The following is a 16570-nucleotide window of genomic DNA, read 5'->3' as shown; positions in this document are numbered from 1 at the left end:
CGCTCCCCAGCTTCACTTGCCCAAACCCTATTTATGGCCGCAAGGGACGCGGGGGCGTTGCCCCCGGGAGAGTGGTGCTGGCGCGCTTGAGGGGCGGGTGGCTCACCGTGTACACAGCCTTCGCCACGGGGTGAGTGGTGTGGAGGGGTACTCCTCTGCGTACCTTATCCTGACGCGAAGAGAGTGCCCGTATCGGGCTCGTATCGCCTCGCCGGCTAGCTCGAAGCGCCCTTTAGGGTCCATCGCAGCTACAGCTCGCACGTGGTTCTCAGTCACCCACTCAAAGCCTTTTACGCTCCTCAGTGCGGCGGCGAGCTGGCTCACGGCTGTGAAACCCTCCTCGTCGATGTGGAGCCCCAGCGCCTTGGGGAAGTGCCTGAGCGCGCCGCTCATAAGCTTGCTCAGTCTCTCCCGCCTGTCCCCCTCGAGAACTAGCTCGGCTGGAGTTCTGCAGTGCAACTCCTCCTCTGTGAGGACACCGCACCTGCGGCAGCGGTAGATCGGCTTCATCGCATCTTTTCGCTGTAAACGGCGTTATGTATTTGCGGGGGAGAGAGCAGAGAGCAGCGGAGGCTGTGTTAACCCGGAGGTCCCCAGAGCTGTGCACGTCCTGCAAAGGGTCTAGGAGGCTCTGCGGCCTACCCGAGTGCCCCATCCTCGTGAAGATACGGGAGCAGCTCAAGCTCGAGAAGCTGCAGGGGCTGAGAGAGCTGCAGTCGGCAACCCCGCCCTCCGTTCTCGTCGGGGAGCACGGCTACCCTCACGTGCGGGTGGGCGCGAACCTACCCCTCTCGGACGAAAGTGAGCCAGCCCTCTTCGAGGATCCCAGCTCGTGGTGGGGTAAGCTAAGCCTCTACGAGATCGTCAGGCTCAGGGCGAAGCTCGTCTTCTCGTACGAAGTGGTTCACGTGGGCAGCGCGGCGGCAGCAGCTCTGGAAGCTGTCCGGGAGGCGGCTGCGTCGGTGAAGCCCGTGGACTCGGAGGCTTTCTTCCGGAAGCCTCCCGTGTTCAGGCTGCGGTTCGACCCTCTCCTGAAGCCCGTAGGACTTTCGGGGCATGTCGAGAAGCTGCAGCTCGCTAGTAACCCTTCCATACCCAGGCGCGTGGACTCGCTCGCCGAGGACCGCGTGAAGGCGAGGCGAGCTCTAATCGAGCTTTACAGCTACGGCTTCGACGTGTACTACCTTCAGCGCCTCCTCACTTCAGGGCTCCTGGGGGTTGAGAAGAGGCTGGTACCGACGAGGTGGGCGATCACTGCTGTTGATAAAACCCTGGGCGACTACCTCCTCGGAAGAGTCAGAGGCTACCCCGAAATCTCGGAGTACGAGGTTTACCACTCCAGCTACATCGGGAACAGGTACGTAATCCTCCTGATGCCGGGGAGCTGGGCAATGGAGATGGTGGAAGTCTGGATGCCGCACAGCGTGTGGGTGCCGAGCGAGAGAGCCCACATTTACGCGATTCACGAGTGGAGCGACGGAAGGGCTTCGGGGGAGGATGGCGGCTACCAGGCGATCAGATTCGCAGTCCTCGAGAACCTTGCGAGGAGGGGGAAGCAGGCAGCGTGCTTAGCCATAAGGGAGATCACACCTGAGTACTTCGCTCCGGTCGGAAACTGGCAGATAAGAGAGGGGGTGAGAAACGCGCTGAGGGGCAGCCCCCTGAGGGCGCGCACCCTCGAGGAGGCGCTGCAAGAGGTGAGTCAGCTCACACTCACTCCTATCAGCGAGATACTCAGCCGAAGCGTGCTGCTCAGAAGCCTCAGAGCCCAGAGGAGCCTGCTCGAGTTCTTCGCCACCAGCTGAAAAGGCCCCGGCGGGTCTAGGCGTGGTCGAGGTAAACCGTTAAGCCTACGGCGGCGATACGCACGGTGTTTATCGTGAGGCGTGCCGCGGTTTCGAGATCGGGTTTCACTACGACTTCAGCCGAAACGTAGCCAGCGTAGCCTGTGTCGCTCAGCGCGTGCAGGATGCTGGCGAAGTCCAGATGCCCGAGGCCGGGTGCTAGGCGGTTGCTGTCCGCGATGTGGAAGTGGCCTATCTTGCCGCCCGCCAGCCTGATAGAGTCCTCGATAACTCTCTCCTCGATGTTCATGTGGAAAGTATCGAGTAGGAGGAGCAGGTTCTCGCAACCCACTTCCTCGATCACCGCTAGACCTTCTGCAACAGTGTTGACCAGCTTGCTCTCGTAGCGGTTGAGCGGTTCCAGGAAGATCTTCACCCCGGTCAGCGCAGCGTACCTGCAAAGGTCCTGCAGTGAGGCGTGGAGCAGTTCTCGAGCTTTCTCCAAGCTCGGGGCTTCCTCCCCCTTGCCCCTGATCAGGCCTACGATAACTCCTCCAGCCTCTGCCGATGAAGCAGCATCGACTAGTTTTTTCAGCTTGGCGAGAGCCTTCTCCCGGACGCCGGGGTCGGGATGCGTTAGGCTTAGGCCGTAGTGCAGGAAGTTGAGACCCGTTCCTACGGCGGGGATCTCTAAGCCTCTATCGCGCGCGAGCTTCGCTGCCTCCAAGAGCTCCTCAGGCTCGAGTACAGATACTTCAACACCGTCGAACTGGAGCTCTTTCAGGAGGTCAACTACTCTGGCGAACGTCTCCTGAACCACAGCCTCGAACTTCGCCCTTACCGGCGTCGCTACCATTGAGACTTTGAAAGGCCCAATCATCGCTCACACACAGGTGTATCCCCATAAAGGCGGAGATTATTAACGGAGGTGCTTAACCCCTTTCGGGCTCCAAATTTAAGCTTTATGCGGCTTACTTATAGGTAGTGATAAGCTCAAGGTAGTTGACACGAATGGCAAATATGAGAGCCGCTTTAGTTAGCGCTGACTTTGCTCCCAGACCGGGTTACAAGCTCAGCCAGGATGAGCTGAGGACTAGGAAAGTCAGAGAAGGCAGCATGGTGTGGAAGAACCCGAAACTCGTTCTGAGGACGGACTACCCTATCCCCGAGCCTCGACCTGACGAGGTTCTGATCAGAGTTAAAGCTGTCGGGATCTGCGGCAGCGATGTTCACTTCCTGGAGACTGACGAGGACGGGTACATTCTCTACCCGGGGCTGACGAAGTTCCCCGTAGTGATCGGCCACGAGTTCAGCGGGGTAGTAGAGAAAGTAGGAACGAACGTGAAGACGCTGAAGCCTGGCGACATGGTGACTTCCGAGGAGATGTTCTGGTGTGGAGAGTGTGACGCATGCCGCAGCGTGGACTTCAACCACTGCACCCGCCTGAACGACCCGGCTGACCTGGAGTTCGGGGAGCTCGGGTTTACGCACGACGGCGCTATGGCCGACTACGTGGTCGTTAAGGCGAAGTACGTTTGGAAGATAGACTCGCTCCTCGAAAGGTACGGCAGCGAAGACAAAGCGTTCGAGGCAGGGAGCCTCGTGGAGCCGACGAGCGTAGCTTACCACGCAATGTTCACGAGAGCCGGAGGGTTCAAGCCGGGCGCCTACGTGGTGGTTTGGGGGGCTGGCCCCATCGGTCTGGCGGCTATCGCGCTGGCGAAAGCCGCAGGTTCCGGTAAAATCATTGTCTTCGAGGTGAGCCCGGTGAGAAGAGAACTGGCGAAGAAGGTGGGTGCCGACTACGTTTTCAACCCTGTTGAGCTCAGAAAGAATGGCGTAGAACCCTGGGAGAAGATCATGGAGGTTACGGGGGGCTCCGGTGCGGAGATGCACGTCGAGGCCGCTGGAGCACCGGAGCACACTCTGCCGCAGATGCAGAAAAGCCTCGCTATAGATGGTAAGATCGCTTGGATCGGTAGGGCTCCGAAAGAAGTGCCTATCTACCTCGAGGTCTTCCAGGTGCGGAGGAGCCAGCTCTTCGGGAGCCAGGGCCACTCGGGCTTCGGGAATTTCAGAAACGTGATCAGGCTCATGGCTGCAGGCAGGATAGATATGACCCAGGTGATAACCTCCCGGTTCAGCTTGGACGACGTCTACAAGGCTTTCGAGAGAGCGCACCAGAGGATTGATGGAAAGATAACTATTAAGCCATGAAAAGAAAACTATAAGTTAGACTTGACAACGTAATAAGTGGGAAAAATCATGGTCGAGTACGAGTCCCGGTTCGCGCGTCCCGTCTATAACAAGTTCGGCGAGAAAATCTACCTCGACCAGATGACGATGGCTGAGCTCCTTGAAAGGGTGAAGAAGAACGATATCGTGATGGTTCCCTGCGGCTCCACAGAGTCGCACGGCCTGGCTCAGGCTATAGGCGAGGACACGATAATCGGAACGTACATCGCGGAGCGCGTGGCCTTCGAGACTGGCGTGACGGTCGCTCCACCTATCTACTACGGCAGCCACCCTAGCCACCACTACGGGATGCCGGGCACGATTCCCGTGAAGAAGGAGGCGTACATCGACTACGTTACGAGCGTTGTTAAGTGGCTGAGCAACGCTGGCTTCAAGAAGATCATTCTCTTCAACAGCCACGGCCAGGAGTACGTGCTCCCGATAGTTAAGGATAAGGCGATCATCGAGGAGGGGGTGAAAGCTCTCATACTGGTTACCAGCTGGTGGCGCTGGGCTGTCGACAAGCTGCAGGTCGGTACTGAGCTGAAACCCGGCTTGTTCATCGAAACCCCCTTCATCCACGCTGATGAAGTTGAGGGGAGCGTGCTCTGGTACGTTGCACCTAAGCTCGTAGACCCGACGAAGCTGAAAGAGTCTGACGCGGAGAGGATGGTCGGCGTAATCCCGGACAAGTGGATCGATAGGGCTGGGAACGTCTACAACAGGCCGCTAGCTTGGTACGACGTGAGCGCTTACATGGAGATACACCATTACCCGAAGGGGAGCGTTGGCTACCCGAGCAAGGCCAGCAGGGAGAAGGGCGAGGTAATCGTTGAGACAGTCATTCAGAGGCTGGTCGAGTTCGTGGACTGGCTTCACAGGACGTACCCGCCGGGCGTTGTACCTCAGGTCTGGCCTAACCCGGGAGACTTTAAATACTAAGCATTTTATAAACTAGTAAATAAAGAAAAAATTTTATTATCTTCCGCCATTTTAGCCTGTATGCCTCGGCCTAAGGTCTACGTGACTAGAGTGATCCCTGAGCCCGGCCTCTCGATTCTTAAGGAGTACTGTGACGTGGAGGTTCACCCCTCTAGGGAGTTCCCGCCGAGCAGGCAGGAGCTGCTCGAGAAAGTTAAGGATAAGGATGGCCTGCTCTGCTTGCTGACCGACAAGATCGATAGGGAGCTTTTCGATGCTGCACCTAACTTGAAGGTTGTCAGCACGTACAGCGTGGGGTTCGACCACATCGACGTGAACGAAGCTACGCGAAGAGGCATCTACGTGACGCACACGCCTGGAGTCCTCACCGACGCCGTTGCCGAGTTCACCGTGGGGCTTATCCTCGCGATCACGCGCAGGATCGTGGAAGCCGACAAGCTCATCCGGTCAGGAGGCTGGGACAAACCCTGGCACCCGTACTTCCTCACGGGGCCAGAGCTCAAAGGTAAGACCATAGGCCTCGTCGGGCTCGGGCGCATCGGAGTGGCTGTAGCGAAGAGGCTTTCATCCTTCGACGTGAGAATCCTCTACTACGACATCGAGAGGAGATGGGACGTGGAGACTGTGCTGAATATCCAGTACGCTGACCTCGACACAGTCCTCAAGGAGTCTGACATAGTCTCGCTTCACACTCCGCTCACGAAGGAGACCTACCACCTGATCAATGAGGAGAGGTTGAAGAAGATGAAGAGAACCGCGTACTTGATTAACACTGCGAGAGGCGCTGTGGTCGACACGGAAGCTCTCGTTAAGGCGCTGAAGGAAGGTTGGATCGCGGGAGCTGCGCTGGACGTGTTCGAGCAAGAGCCGCTGCCGAAAGATCACCCGCTCACCAAGCTCGACAATGTCGTGCTTGCGCCTCACATCGCCAGCGCGACTATCGAGGCCAGGCAGAGGATGGCAGAGCTCGCGGCGAGAAACATCGTCGCCGTCCTTAAGGGAGAGATGCCGCCCGCGCTGGTCAACAAGGAAGTGCTCTCGGTGCGCCCGCTGGATAAAGTGAAGGTAATTTAGCCTCCTGTCTGGGGAAAGAGCTTCTTTTTATCCGCATTTTGACTGAAGCGTAGCGTGTATGAGCGAGAAGTGGGGCCAAGTGCGCTCTATCATCGAGAGCGCCGACGTGATCCTGGAGGTTGTCGACGCACGAGACCCTTGGGGGACCAGAGTGAAGGAGGTAGAGAAGCTGGCAGATAAGTTGGGAAAACCGCTGGTGATCGTAGTCAACAAGGCAGATCTAGTTCCGAGAGCTATCCTAGAGCGCTGGGCCAAGCTCCTGAGGCGAGAGAGGAGGACTGTGTTTCTAAGCGCTAGGGAAAGGATGGGGACCAGGAAGCTCTGGGTTGAGATCAGAAGAGCAACGCGAAAACGCCCCGTCACCGTCGCGGTGGTGGGCTTGCCTAATGTCGGCAAGTCAACTATCATCAACTACCTGCGGGGACGGCGCAGTGCGGGCACCTCACCCATTCCCGGCTTCACGACTAGCCCGAAGAGAGTCAGAGCTTCTCGGTGGCTTCGCGTCGTAGACACTCCAGGGATCGTGCCGAGGCTGAGCGAGGAGGAGTTAGCGCTCCGCAGCGCCTTGAGGCCTGAAGCGCTCGAAGATCCTGTTCCGGCGGCGATGCGCTTCCTCGAAATCGTTGCCCGCAAGCGGCCCGAGGTTCTAGTCGAGCTTTACGGCTTTGCTCCCTCAAGCTCGGACAGCGGCAGCCTCTACAAGTTCATCGAGGAGCTCGCGGTTAAGCGTGGGCTGCTGGGTAAGGGCGGGGTTCCGCAGGTGGAGGAGGCTGCGAGGATCCTGCTGAGAGACTGGCAAACCGGGAGGAACAGGTTCTACCTCGAGCCGGAGGACTACGGGCTAAGGGCAGAGGAGGAGGGCGAGGAGCATGTACGCGAGAAAGCCGATCGCGAGCAGGCTAACATAGGGTAGGAGCACTGAAGCCCAGAACTTCTCTAGGCCGGGGGGAGGGGTTGCAGGCTCTGTCGTCAGCGTGAGCTGCGGCCCCCCCTTCTCGTTGGTAGACGGGATGAACATGTAGGACTTCTTCTCGAACTCCTCTCTCGTGACGTACCGCAACGCCAGAAGGAAGGCAGCCTTGCTGAAGACCGAGTACCCTCTAAGCTCGTGTAGAGCTCCACGGCTCACATTCTCGATAGCATTGTAGAGAGATATCGCGAGCGCCGCAACTCCTGAGAAGAGAACCGTAGAGGCAAGGGGGAATAACGTGAGTGGGTGATAGCATGTAGGCGGCTCGAAAACCCCTATGAAGATGAAGGCAAGAGCATCCGCTTCACCGGTGATTCTCAGCCTCCAAACGGCCGCGGATAGCAGCGCAGCAAACAGGATAGAGAGCAGGTGGAGCTGCCAATAATAGTAGCGGTGAACGTAGAGGTAGGCGAGCAGAGGGCCCGCTGCGGCTGCCCCAGCTACCCAGTAGGAGTCGCTAACCTCGCGAGTCCTGTAATCGCTCCAGCCAGAGAGCAGCAAGACTCCAGCAACAACTGCGCGCCTAGCTAAATCAGCGAGAAATAACAAATCAGTGCCCATACAGCATCGGCGAGCTAGCCCTAGAAGCCGAAGAGTGCGGAGAGACCCTCTTCGATGCTTTCCTCCGCTACCTCTTCCTTCTTCTCCTCCTCCTTCTTCTCCTCCTTCTGCGCTGGCTGAGCTTCAGCGGTCGGTGCGGCTGCCGGAGCGGTCGGTCCTGCAGCTACGGCTGGCAGCGCGGCCGTCTTCAGAGCCTCTCCGATGTCGACCTCCTTGAGCGCTGCAACCATCGCTTTCAGCCTAACTTCGTCGACCTGGATACCGGCGGCTTCGAGTATTCTCCTGACGCTCTCCTCCGTAATCTCGCGGCCACTGTGGTAGAGTATCAGGCTCGCGTATATGTACTCCATTCCCACCGCCGTTGTGCTCGAGGCCAGCCTCTTAAAAACTTTTACTGCCTGCAGCAGACAATACGGCCGAAACGATGACCTTGACCGGGTCCTCGAAGAGCTGTTGCAGCCTGCGGCGTACAGCGCGCCAATCCCTTGGCTCGGCTCCGCGCGAGAGAAGACTGTCCAGCCTCCAGGCGGGTTGGGGGAGCTGGTAGAGCGGGAAACGCAGCGACTTCAAGTACTCGAAAACTTCCAGCCTGCCTGGGTACGTGCTGAGCGCGGGCGTCCCTACTAGCGAGGCCTCCGTAGCCAGCGTTCCCCCACCCGTGACGACGAGCGCGGCGTAGAACTCCAGGCTAAGAAAGTCGACCGGCCTTTCTAGCACGATGACGCGCTGGCTCCACCTTTCCAGCGCCCTCCTCACCGCCTCCTTCTGGTCGGGATACCTCGGGTACGCTAGAACCTTCAGATCAGTCTTCTGCAGGATCCACCTTGTGATGTTCAGCGGGTCGCTGAGCGCGCGCTCCGCACTCGGGTAGTAGTACGACTTCTGCTCCCCGAACCTGACCAGCGCGTACCGGTAAGGCTCGAGGCCGAGCTCCACCACGTGCTTCTCGCGCGGCTCTCCGCGTAGGATGCGGGCGAGCTCGAAAAGCCCCTCAAACTTGACGATCTCTGTAAGCTTTGCGTAAGCTGAAAAACTGCTCTCAAGGAACTTGGGAACGACGACAGCCCTGCTGAGGGGCAGTGTGAGGCGAGACACAGCGTCGGAGTGCGGAGAATCCGTTGCTGCAACGATAGGTATCCGGAGCCCGAAAGCCACCCGAACCGAGTCCGGTGAAGCAAAGGTCACGTGCGCGTCCGGCTCCTCGGACTTCACTATCTCTAGGAGCCTTCTCGAGCGGTACAAGCTCTGTCGGAGCTTTCCCTCGAGGCTCGCGCCGCCGTAAGCTCCCACAACGTAGAAGCGGCGCCAGAGAGCCTGAGCGAGCTCAACGTTGAGGTCGTAGTCCCTAGTCGTGAGAAAAGCCTCGCCGGGGAGCTCGCCCTGAAGGTAGGAGAAAAGCAGTACTTGCTTCGGGGTCAGCGCCTCTACCCAAACTTTCATGCCGGTGCACCGAAGCTTGCTGCGAGCCGGTCACCAGGAGAGGTCCTCCACCTCCTCGGGCTCAGGGTTTCCCGAGGCTTCCGCCTGGCTCGAAAGGTAGAACATCAGCGCGGTAAGCCCCAGGAAGATGGCTGAGAGAAAACCGCCCAGAACCATCATCGCAGTCCTCGACCCCTCAGGAGCAACCCACGGGTAGCCGCCGAGAATGTAGTCACCGAGTTTTAAGGGAATGGGAGACCAGTACAGCGCTATCGCTGCAAACGAGAGAGCCGCCACCAGCAGGGCTTTCGCCTTCATCCGCTCTCCCGGGAGGAGCTCGCTTGCGGTATTAAAGTGTATCCCCGTTCTCGCAAGTCAGCCGGTGCCCTCGTCGCTTGCGAGGCTCACCGGCCGCCTTCGCAAAGCCCGGTGATCGCCGCAGATACGATCGCCCAGCCCGATTCCTAGCGACGCAGCCTTATAAGTACGTGGAGAGTCTAGTACGTGGATGATGAGGCCGCTCCAGTCGTAAAGGAGCTGTGACTGCCTCGCGACGATCTGACACTCCGGTTCTGCGCCGGTTGCTGCTAGCTGCGGTGCAGAGCATCTCTCACCTCTAAGGTCCGCGCCGGCTCACTTCCCCTTCCTCGGCTTAAGCCTCGGAGCCCCGGCCTCCGCGAGGGATGACCAGAGCGGGCTTCATGGGAGCGCTGCAAGGCTGATGCAGCATACTGGTTCCACGGCACCTCCGGATGCAACCATTAAGCAAAGCTTGTCGACTAGTAGGCGCTCAGCTGCTGCCGAACTGGCTTTCACGGCTTTCTTCACAGCTTTCAGGAGCTCTGGGTCAGGCTTCCTCCTCGTGAACGCAATGGAAACATGAGGCCTGAATTCAGAGTAGCGGTCAGCGGTGGGGCTGAAAAGTAGCGAAAGCTTCTCGCGGAGATCTCGGAGAAGGACTTCATCGCCCTTTACTGGCACCGCCGCGAGGAAACGCGGCTTGACAGCGGAAGGAAACGGCTGCAGCCCCTTGAATTCAACAGAGAAGCTTTCCACCACTAGTGTGCGCAAGCCTAAGCAGTTTTCGTCCAATCTACGCAGCGGGCCGAGGTACGATAGCGTCATGTGTCTGTGCTCAACAGGGATCGGCGTGTAGCCGGGAGGGATGAAGCGGTCCAGCGCCCTTAGGGGTGCGGGGAAACCTATGAAGTAGGTTCCCATCTGACGGACACCTGGAAAGGTGCTCGAGGAAAGATCAAACTTTCGGACTCGCAGCGGGAGATCCCCTCTTCAGGCTTTCCTCACACAGTGCTGGAGCACCTACCTCGATGCTTCGCATCACTTTCGCCAATGACACTCTTCGAGAAAAGCATACTTAGGCAAGCTGCGTCGCGAGCAGGGAGCCGTGAGCCTACTCATCAACCCCCAAGCTCTCTCGAGCAGGTATGTTCCCTCGCGCCTTCCGCATAGGGACGAGCAACTATCCCGGCTCTACTCGCTGATCCGCGAGCCTCTTGTAGGGAAAACGTTCCTCCAGGTAATCCAGCTAATTGGCCCCGTGGGCACGGGGAAGACCTCCTCCGACTTCCTCGTCGTGCAGAGACTTAGAGAGGAGGCGCCAAGCCTAAGCCACCTTTACGTGAATCTGCGCTCGCTCAGCGAGCCCTCCCCGTGGCTGATATTCTCGTTCATCTCCTCCCAGGTGGGGGCCAGGCTATCGCGCAGCATTAGTGCTGGTGAAGCGTTCCTCAAGCTGGTTAAGCTTCTCGAGAAGGATGACTCCAAGCGGTACGTGATAACAGTAGACGAGGCTGACGAGCTGACAGGAGTCAAGTCATTGAAGGGGGGCAGAGTCGTCTACAATCTCACCCGCCTCCCCGAGCTCGGAGCCAAGAACGTAGCCGCTGTTGTTTTCATCGCGAGGAGAGCAGAGTGGTGCATGGGGCTGGCTGAAGAAGAGAAAAGCACGCTAGGCTCTGTGGTGATCAGGTACCCACCCTACACGCTCGAGCAGCTAGTGGACATCATCACCTACCGGGCTTCCGAGGCCTTCAGAGGCGGAGCCCTAGAGGAGGGAGTGGCCGAGCACGTGGCCAGAGCTACACTCGACCTCTTCGGCGGCGACGTGAGAGCAGCGCTCGACCTGCTACTCTACGCCGGCTTCATCGCAGAGTCCGAGGGGGCGAGGCGCGTCGGCTTGAAACACGTCGAGAAGGCGCTCGCCCAAGTCACTGGGAGCGGCTACATCTCGGAGGAGACGATTAGAGGCCTGACGAGAGCGGAGAGGATAGTTCTCGCTGCTGCTCTGCTAAGCGTTGAGCAGCTCGGACAGCTGAGCATACCTCTAGCCTTGATAGAGGAAAACTTCGAGGCCCTGTCAAGGCAGCTCGGAGAGAGAATACCGAGAGAGGAGAGAGATGAAGCTCTCCAGAAACTCCACGACGCCGGCTTGTTAAGGTTTAACGGCCCACTCAGAGTATACGTAGCTGCAGTGGGTCCTCTCGACCCTAGGGAATCTGTGCCCAGGTTGCTCGCTAGGCTGGGCTTAAGAGGAGTGCTTGCCGGCGTCGGCAGCGCCGGTAGCGCTGGCGCGGAACGCTGAAGGGCGGCGGGGAAATATGAAAAAGGTTTAGCGGCAGGTAAGTCTTATGGTTTCAGTGGTGCGGGTAGACGATCGGGAGCGCAAGGCACCCGTTCTACCCGAGCTCATCCGCTTAGGGCTTAAGCTGCAGATAGAGAGACTAGAAGTAGCTGACTACGTGGTCGGCAACGTCTACGGCATTGAGAGAAAGACGGTGGACGATTTCGCGAACTCTATAATCGATAAGCGTCTCTTCGAGCAGGCGCGGCTTCTACGAGAAGCTTACGAGAAACCTCTCATTGTCGTAGAGGGAGACCTCGAGGAAGTGGCAGCCACACGCGGAGTCTCGATAAACCAGCTTCTCGGAGCGCTGCTAGCTCTAACCGAGATGAAAGTTCCAGTGCTCCAGGTCTCAGACCCCCAGCGCACAGCACTGCTGATATACCTCCTCTCGAGGAGGCTGGAGAAGGATAGCAGCTACGTGCCGCCCGCTAAGAGGAGAGCTTTGAGGAAAGGGCGCGCGAGCGTTCAGGATGTGCAGCTTAACCTCGTCTCGTCCCTTCCCGGCATCAGCTACGCCACCGCGAGACAGATACTAACGTTCTTTAGAACACCGAGAAAGTTCTTCCAAGCCACCCCAGCTGAGCTACGGAAAGCCGGACTTGGACCTAAGAAGGTTAGCAGGATCCTGGAGATTCTCGACACGGACTTCACCGGTGCTCTCGACAGCTTTCTCGGGGGCGCAGGCGAGGAGGAGCGAGAGAGCGAAGAAAGAGATAAAAGCTCAGGTAGCCTATGACATAGGAATAAGAAATGGCGGGGGTGCGCGAAGAAGAAGTGATAAACGCTCTTAGAGAAGTCTACGACCCGGAGCTGCCGTTCAACGTAGTTGACCTGGGACTCGTATACGGAGTGGAGGTTAACGGCAGCAAAGTGAAGGTCAGAATGACGCTCACCGCTATAGGCTGCCCGCTTGCAAGCTACCTCATAGACATGGTTGAAGAGGTAATTAAGGAGAGAGTTCCAGGCGTCGAAGAAGTAGAGGTAGAACTGGTGCTCGACCCGCCATGGACTCCCGACAGGATGGCGCCAGAGGTCCGCCGCCTCCTCGGCCTCTAGACCTCCTCAGCTGCACCGAGCTGAGGAGCGAGGGGGTATACAGGCCTGCTGAGGACACCTTCTTCCTTATGAGCTACGTTGAGCGCATGCCTTCAGCTCGCGTCGCAGCGGATGTAGGGTGTGGGAGCGGCCTAACGACGCTCAGCCTCTCAAGCAGGTGCGAGTACAGTCTGGCGATCGACTTGAGCTGCGAGGCAGCGAGCACCGCTAAGCAGCTCCTCGCGGGGAGGGCCCTCGCAGACGTTATAGTCGCCGACAGGCTTCTCCCGATCAGGGACAGGTCACTTGACAGTGTTATCAGCAACCCGCCGTACCTCCCGTGCGACTACTGCGGAGAGCCGCTCTGGTGCGGCGGAGAGAGGGGAATAGAGTTCGCGGCAAGCCTTGCTGAGCAGGCAAGCCTCAAGCTCAGGAGGGGCGGGTCGCTCGTCCTCATCCTCTCCTCCCTCTCGGACCTGCAGGGCTTCTTCGAGCACGCGACGTCTCTCGGGTACGAGGTCGATATCGCTGGTGAAAAGCCCCTCGGCCTGTTCGAGCGGCTATATATACTCCGCTGCACTCTGAAACCTTCAGCGTGAAATGCTTCCACGTAAGTACTTCGTAGTTAAGGGAAAGGGGTTGAGCAGAACATCACCCCTCGTTGCCTTCAACAATGCTCTCAGAGATGCCGGAATCCACCACCTCAATCTAGTTCCCGTATCGTCGATACTGCCCTCGGATGCCTCGGAAGAGAGCTACCGCGAGCTCCCGCCGGGCTCCATAGCTTTCGTAGTGCTCAGCGAGACGCGCGTGAAGGGTCCGGCGAAAATCAGCGCCGGCATCTCGTGGGCTCGGGGAGTTCCACACGGGTATGTTCTCGAGCACCACAACAGTAGCTCGGCGGCTGATACCCTGCGAGAACTCGAGAAAATGTGGAGAGAGATCGTCGAGAGCGAGAGCGTGCTGCTCGAGGCTCCGCGCTACCTGGTCGACGAGCTTGAAGTTCCAGAAGGGCACTACGGCTCGGTTCTAGCAGCTCTGGTCTTCACGGAGCTAGCAGCTCTGCAGCTCTAGGCTCGCAAGGCTAGCTGAGGTCTCGCAGTAGTGGCCGGGACCTTTCCGAACCCTTGGAAAGCGGAGAGGGGACTAACGGCTAGAGCCAAAAGGTGATAAAGATTAAAGCGTAATGTAAGGGGTAGAGTGATTATGGAGAATAGAGTGATCGCTGCGTTACAGTGCATGATTTTCCTCGAGGAGGCCGTGGCGGAGTTCTATGATAGGTTAGCGAGTGTTCTCAAAAGGAAGAACGCGGCAGCCGCACTCATCTTCGTTGCTCGAGAAAGCAGGAATCACGCCCAGCTCCTCGAAAGCCTGTTCGGCAGGCCGAGCAACGTGCAATGTACCTCCGAGCTCGGCACGGCCGGTGCCTCGATGATGAATAAGCTGAGAGAGCTTGCCGCCAAGCTCGACGGGGGTTGGGTGCCTAGCGACGAACAGGCTGCGGATCTGCTAGAGGAGCTTAACGACCTCGAGAGGTTCGCTGGAGAGGAGGTATACACGCAGGTCGCAGCTGCCGCGTTAAGCGTGCATCTTACACACCTGGAAAAAACTCTTCTCTCGACAATTGCTGAAGAGGAGAGAAAGCACTACGAGATAATAAGGCGTGTTATCGGGGAGCTGAGAGCAGCTGGCGAGGAAGCTTAGGAAACCTTTTGTGGGCAGCACCGCGCAATCCGTTGGAGGAGATCCACCCAGAAGCAGGGTTTGCTTCACTCGGCTTTGAGAAAAAGGTTTATTTTTGACCGGCGCTGTAACTAATTTCTGCTAGACTATGAGCAGTGAACCTATCAGAGTGTTTATTCTCATCAACACGCAAGTTGGCAAAGAGGACGAGGTTCTGAGCGCGGTTAGAGGGTTAGAGTTCGTGGAGGAAGCCTACGTGATTTACGGTGAGTACGACGTTATAGCGAAGCTTAGTCTCCCGACCCTCGAGCTACTCGACAGGATAGTTACTGCGATAAGAAAGCTGGGCGGAGTCACCAGGACATCAACGTTAATAGCTTCCAGCCGGTAATACACCAGGGGGATGAAGAGCGCGTTGGTGAATGAGCTTCAGATGATAAACGATTGGGCGGGCTGAACCCCCTTTTTCTCCGGTAGCCTTGCTCGCGCTTTTCTAGATCCCTAAGAATCGGCATAGCGCGTAGGCAGTCAGCGAGAAAAACACTGGCAGCGGTAAGGCCGGCATAAACCTTCTACGGTTAAGCATCTGGAGTGTAGCCAGGAAGCCCGCAATGAGCGCGGCGGAGGCTAGAGCCCACCTGGCTGAGGAGGGGGAGGGGGTGAGGAAGAATACCGTTGAAAGCATAGAGTACACTAGAACATCACCCATCCCGAGGCTCAGCTGACCTAAGTGCAGGACCGCGCCGCGCAGCGGGCTTCCCCTAATCTCCCTCTCCTCCGTTTCGGCAGTCACGGTCTCGAGGAACTTCCTGAGCGGTCCCCGAGTCACTGAGTACAGGTCGTAAGCTGCGAGTGTCGAAGCTACAGCTATCGTGCTCATCGGTGTGAGAAGAGTGGCGAAGAGAGCGCCTGCCATCGTGCCGTAGAGGATCAGGAGGAGATTTAGGAGAAGATTGCTGAACGGTTTGAGGACGAGGATCGCCAAGAGCCCTGAGATGAGTAGGGAAGCTGCGTCGATGAGCCCTGACGCCCAGGGGTAGCCGCCCAGGAAGAGCCCTAGGTAGATTTCGAGTATCAACCAGGATGAGAGCATGAGCGAAGCGGCGAGCAAGAAGTGGAGTAAGTTCAGCTTCCTTCTCCGAGCCAGCGTGAGGAGGATAGCCGTTCCGGCCAGCACGAGCGCGAGAAACGCTAAGCTGTTAACCACCGCTCCCGTAGGGGTGTCGCCTTCCGCGAAGAGCGGCCCCAGCTCAGCTAAACCAGCCTCGGCAGCTAAGTAGCCGAAGAGCGCGGAAAGAGCTAGGACCGCGAAAACTGTCACTGAGCTTAGAACGGCAACTTCAACAGTGACTCTCCGGCTGCTCAACGGAGTTCCCGGTTACAGCGTGGTACTCGACTGTTAAACGGTTTTCGACGCAGATTACCTCCGGCACGCAGCCCCTTCGAGAACAGCTTCGCGACAGACGCGAAAGGTAGAGCGCAGGAAGATGCGCCTAATCTTCGTGAGGAAGGGAGGAGTAGTAGTCGAGCAAGCGGGATGAACATCCCTCTGATCCCCAGCTTCTGTCAAGCGCTCTCAGAGCTCGCGAATCTCCTCCGAAAACCACCCTAGAAGTGGGAAAACTTCGGTACGGAGCTCAGCTACCCCAGGAGTCTAGCTCACCGGTCGCGATGGCATGACTCTCATCATCTGCAACTTTCCCGCCGAAGAGGGATTAAAGCATTCTCTTTTGCCTCACGCTCGAAATACCTGTTCAAGGCCGGCGGAACGGGGGCTGCGGTGAGCTTTTCAAGGGCTCTCCACGGTGTATCCGCGAATGTCAGAAGTCGTGCGAAGAAGGGCTAGGGCTTTCAACGTGGAGCGCAGGCTGGTCAAGCTGCTTTCAGAAAACAAAGCCAACCACGTCTTCAGAGTTCCTGTCAGCGGCTCGAGAAGCTTCCCAGATGTTTTTCTCGTAAACAACCTCGAGGGGCGGATTGCTGCCTTCGAGGTGAAGAGCACGCAGGAGGATAAGGTGAAGATCAAGCGGGATCAGGTATCCCGGCTGTTCGCTTTCCTCGACGCGTTTAAGAGGTACGAGAAGCGGGAGGCGGTGGTAGCTGTTTGGTTCTCCAGTAGAGGTAGGTGGGTTTTCAAGCGCGTGAACGGGCTCTTCAGCGAAGACCTGGTCGTGACGGCTGATGATGAGAGCGACTGGACCCCGACCTGAGAGAAAGCGTTAA

General features: G+C 58.0%; 21 protein-coding genes. 13 read left to right on the top strand and 8 right to left on the bottom strand.

All coding sequences use genetic code 11. The features are described 5' to 3' along the window. Positions 1–102 precede the first annotated feature (102 nt). On the bottom strand, positions 103–510 hold the full coding sequence (locus QXU72_07225; GenBank protein ID MEM0495029.1) for an RNA 2'-phosphotransferase: 408 nt from the start codon (positions 508–510) through the stop codon (positions 103–105). 65 nt (positions 511–575) lie between these two features. Here QXU72_07225 and QXU72_07220 point away from each other — a divergent pair, with 65 nt between their 5' ends. Beyond that, positions 576–1805, top strand: coding sequence for an Nre family DNA repair protein (locus tag QXU72_07220; protein MEM0495028.1), 1230 nt, complete (start codon positions 576–578; stop codon positions 1803–1805). A gap of 16 nt (positions 1806–1821) precedes the next feature. On the opposite strand, the gene QXU72_07215 is transcribed toward QXU72_07220, so the two are convergent. Continuing rightward, positions 1822–2664: a sugar phosphate isomerase/epimerase family protein gene (locus QXU72_07215; GenBank protein MEM0495027.1), complete on the bottom strand. Its 843-nt coding sequence runs from the start codon at positions 2662–2664 to the stop codon at positions 1822–1824. A gap of 131 nt (positions 2665–2795) precedes the next feature. Between QXU72_07215 and iolM the strand changes: the two genes are divergently transcribed. The 4 genes from iolM to QXU72_07195 are packed head-to-tail and all read left to right on the top strand — an operon-like array spanning position 2796 to position 6948. Then, positions 2796–4001, top strand: coding sequence for a scyllo-inosose 3-dehydrogenase (gene iolM / locus QXU72_07210; GenBank protein MEM0495026.1), 1206 nt, complete (start codon positions 2796–2798; stop codon positions 3999–4001). A gap of 36 nt (positions 4002–4037) precedes the next feature. Continuing rightward, positions 4038–4961 (top strand): 3-dehydro-scyllo-inosose hydrolase, encoded by a 924-nt coding sequence (gene iolN / locus QXU72_07205; GenBank protein MEM0495025.1) that lies wholly within the window; start codon positions 4038–4040, stop codon positions 4959–4961. 60 nt (positions 4962–5021) lie between these two features. Beyond that, the gene (gene gyaR / locus QXU72_07200; protein ID MEM0495024.1) at positions 5022–6035 is read left to right on the top strand and encodes a glyoxylate reductase; all 1014 of its coding nucleotides are present in this window, start codon (positions 5022–5024) and stop codon (positions 6033–6035) included. A 58-nt stretch (positions 6036–6093) separates the two neighbouring features. Beyond that, positions 6094–6948 carry a GTPase gene (locus tag QXU72_07195; GenBank protein MEM0495023.1) on the top strand — a complete coding sequence of 285 codons (855 nt, stop codon included), beginning with the start codon at positions 6094–6096 and terminating at the stop codon, positions 6946–6948. Here the strand turns inward: QXU72_07195 and QXU72_07190 are convergent. The 5 genes from QXU72_07190 to QXU72_07170 all read right to left on the bottom strand — a co-directional run bounded on the left by QXU72_07190 (position 6877) and on the right by QXU72_07170 (position 10206). Further along, positions 6877–7566 (bottom strand): hypothetical protein, encoded by a 690-nt coding sequence (locus tag QXU72_07190; GenBank protein ID MEM0495022.1) that lies wholly within the window; start codon positions 7564–7566, stop codon positions 6877–6879. The two genes, QXU72_07195 and QXU72_07190, sit on opposite strands and share 72 nt — an antisense overlap. 20 nt (positions 7567–7586) lie before the next feature. Further along, positions 7587–7916: a 50S ribosomal protein P1 gene (gene rpl12p / locus QXU72_07185; protein MEM0495021.1), complete on the bottom strand. Its 330-nt coding sequence runs from the start codon at positions 7914–7916 to the stop codon at positions 7587–7589. Positions 7917–7947: 31 nt separating this feature from the next. After that, entirely contained in the window at positions 7948–9006 is a 1059-nt protein-coding gene (locus QXU72_07180; protein MEM0495020.1) for a DUF354 domain-containing protein, read from the bottom strand. 30 nt (positions 9007–9036) lie between these two features. Continuing rightward, positions 9037–9303 (bottom strand): hypothetical protein, encoded by a 267-nt coding sequence (locus QXU72_07175; GenBank protein ID MEM0495019.1) that lies wholly within the window; start codon positions 9301–9303, stop codon positions 9037–9039. Positions 9304–9684: 381 nt separating this feature from the next. Further along, on the bottom strand, positions 9685–10206 hold the full coding sequence (locus tag QXU72_07170; GenBank protein MEM0495018.1) for a 2'-5' RNA ligase family protein: 522 nt from the start codon (positions 10204–10206) through the stop codon (positions 9685–9687). Between the two features lie 184 nt (positions 10207–10390). Here QXU72_07170 and QXU72_07165 point away from each other — a divergent pair, with 184 nt between their 5' ends. The 7 genes from QXU72_07165 to QXU72_07135 all read left to right on the top strand — a co-directional run bounded on the left by QXU72_07165 (position 10391) and on the right by QXU72_07135 (position 14738). Continuing rightward, positions 10391–11587, top strand: coding sequence for a hypothetical protein (locus QXU72_07165; protein MEM0495017.1), 1197 nt, complete (start codon positions 10391–10393; stop codon positions 11585–11587). A 46-nt stretch (positions 11588–11633) separates the two neighbouring features. Next, complete coding sequence (locus QXU72_07160) at positions 11634–12365, top strand: ERCC4 domain-containing protein (GenBank protein MEM0495016.1); 732 nt, start codon at positions 11634–11636, stop codon at positions 12363–12365. 14 nt (positions 12366–12379) lie between these two features. After that, positions 12380–12685 carry a metal-sulfur cluster assembly factor gene (locus tag QXU72_07155; protein ID MEM0495015.1) on the top strand — a complete coding sequence of 102 codons (306 nt, stop codon included), beginning with the start codon at positions 12380–12382 and terminating at the stop codon, positions 12683–12685. Beyond that, entirely contained in the window at positions 12634–13263 is a 630-nt protein-coding gene (locus tag QXU72_07150) for a methyltransferase (protein MEM0495014.1), read from the top strand. The genes QXU72_07155 and QXU72_07150 overlap by 52 nt, the downstream gene beginning before the upstream one ends. 1 nt (position 13264) lies before the next feature. Next, positions 13265–13738 (top strand): pyruvoyl-dependent arginine decarboxylase, encoded by a 474-nt coding sequence (locus tag QXU72_07145; protein MEM0495013.1) that lies wholly within the window; start codon positions 13265–13267, stop codon positions 13736–13738. 132 nt (positions 13739–13870) lie between these two features. Then, entirely contained in the window at positions 13871–14368 is a 498-nt protein-coding gene (locus QXU72_07140; GenBank protein MEM0495012.1) for a hypothetical protein, read from the top strand. A gap of 127 nt (positions 14369–14495) precedes the next feature. After that, entirely contained in the window at positions 14496–14738 is a 243-nt protein-coding gene (locus tag QXU72_07135; GenBank protein MEM0495011.1) for an Lrp/AsnC ligand binding domain-containing protein, read from the top strand. Between the two features lie 102 nt (positions 14739–14840). Here the strand turns inward: QXU72_07135 and QXU72_07130 are convergent, their stop codons facing one another. Beyond that, the gene (locus QXU72_07130; protein MEM0495010.1) at positions 14841–15713 is read right to left on the bottom strand and encodes a hypothetical protein; all 873 of its coding nucleotides are present in this window, start codon (positions 15711–15713) and stop codon (positions 14841–14843) included. 451 nt (positions 15714–16164) lie between these two features. On the opposite strand from QXU72_07130, the gene QXU72_07125 reads away from it, so the two are divergent. After that, complete coding sequence (locus QXU72_07125) at positions 16165–16557, top strand: hypothetical protein (protein ID MEM0495009.1); 393 nt, start codon at positions 16165–16167, stop codon at positions 16555–16557. Positions 16558–16570: the final 13 nt, after the last annotated feature.

This window comes from Thermofilum sp. (genome assembly GCA_038741495.1).
GTDB lineage: Archaea > Thermoproteota > Thermoprotei > Thermofilales > Thermofilaceae > Thermofilum.
Note: the sequence above shows the minus strand (reverse complement) of the source record. Positions and strands in the feature narration are given on the sequence as shown.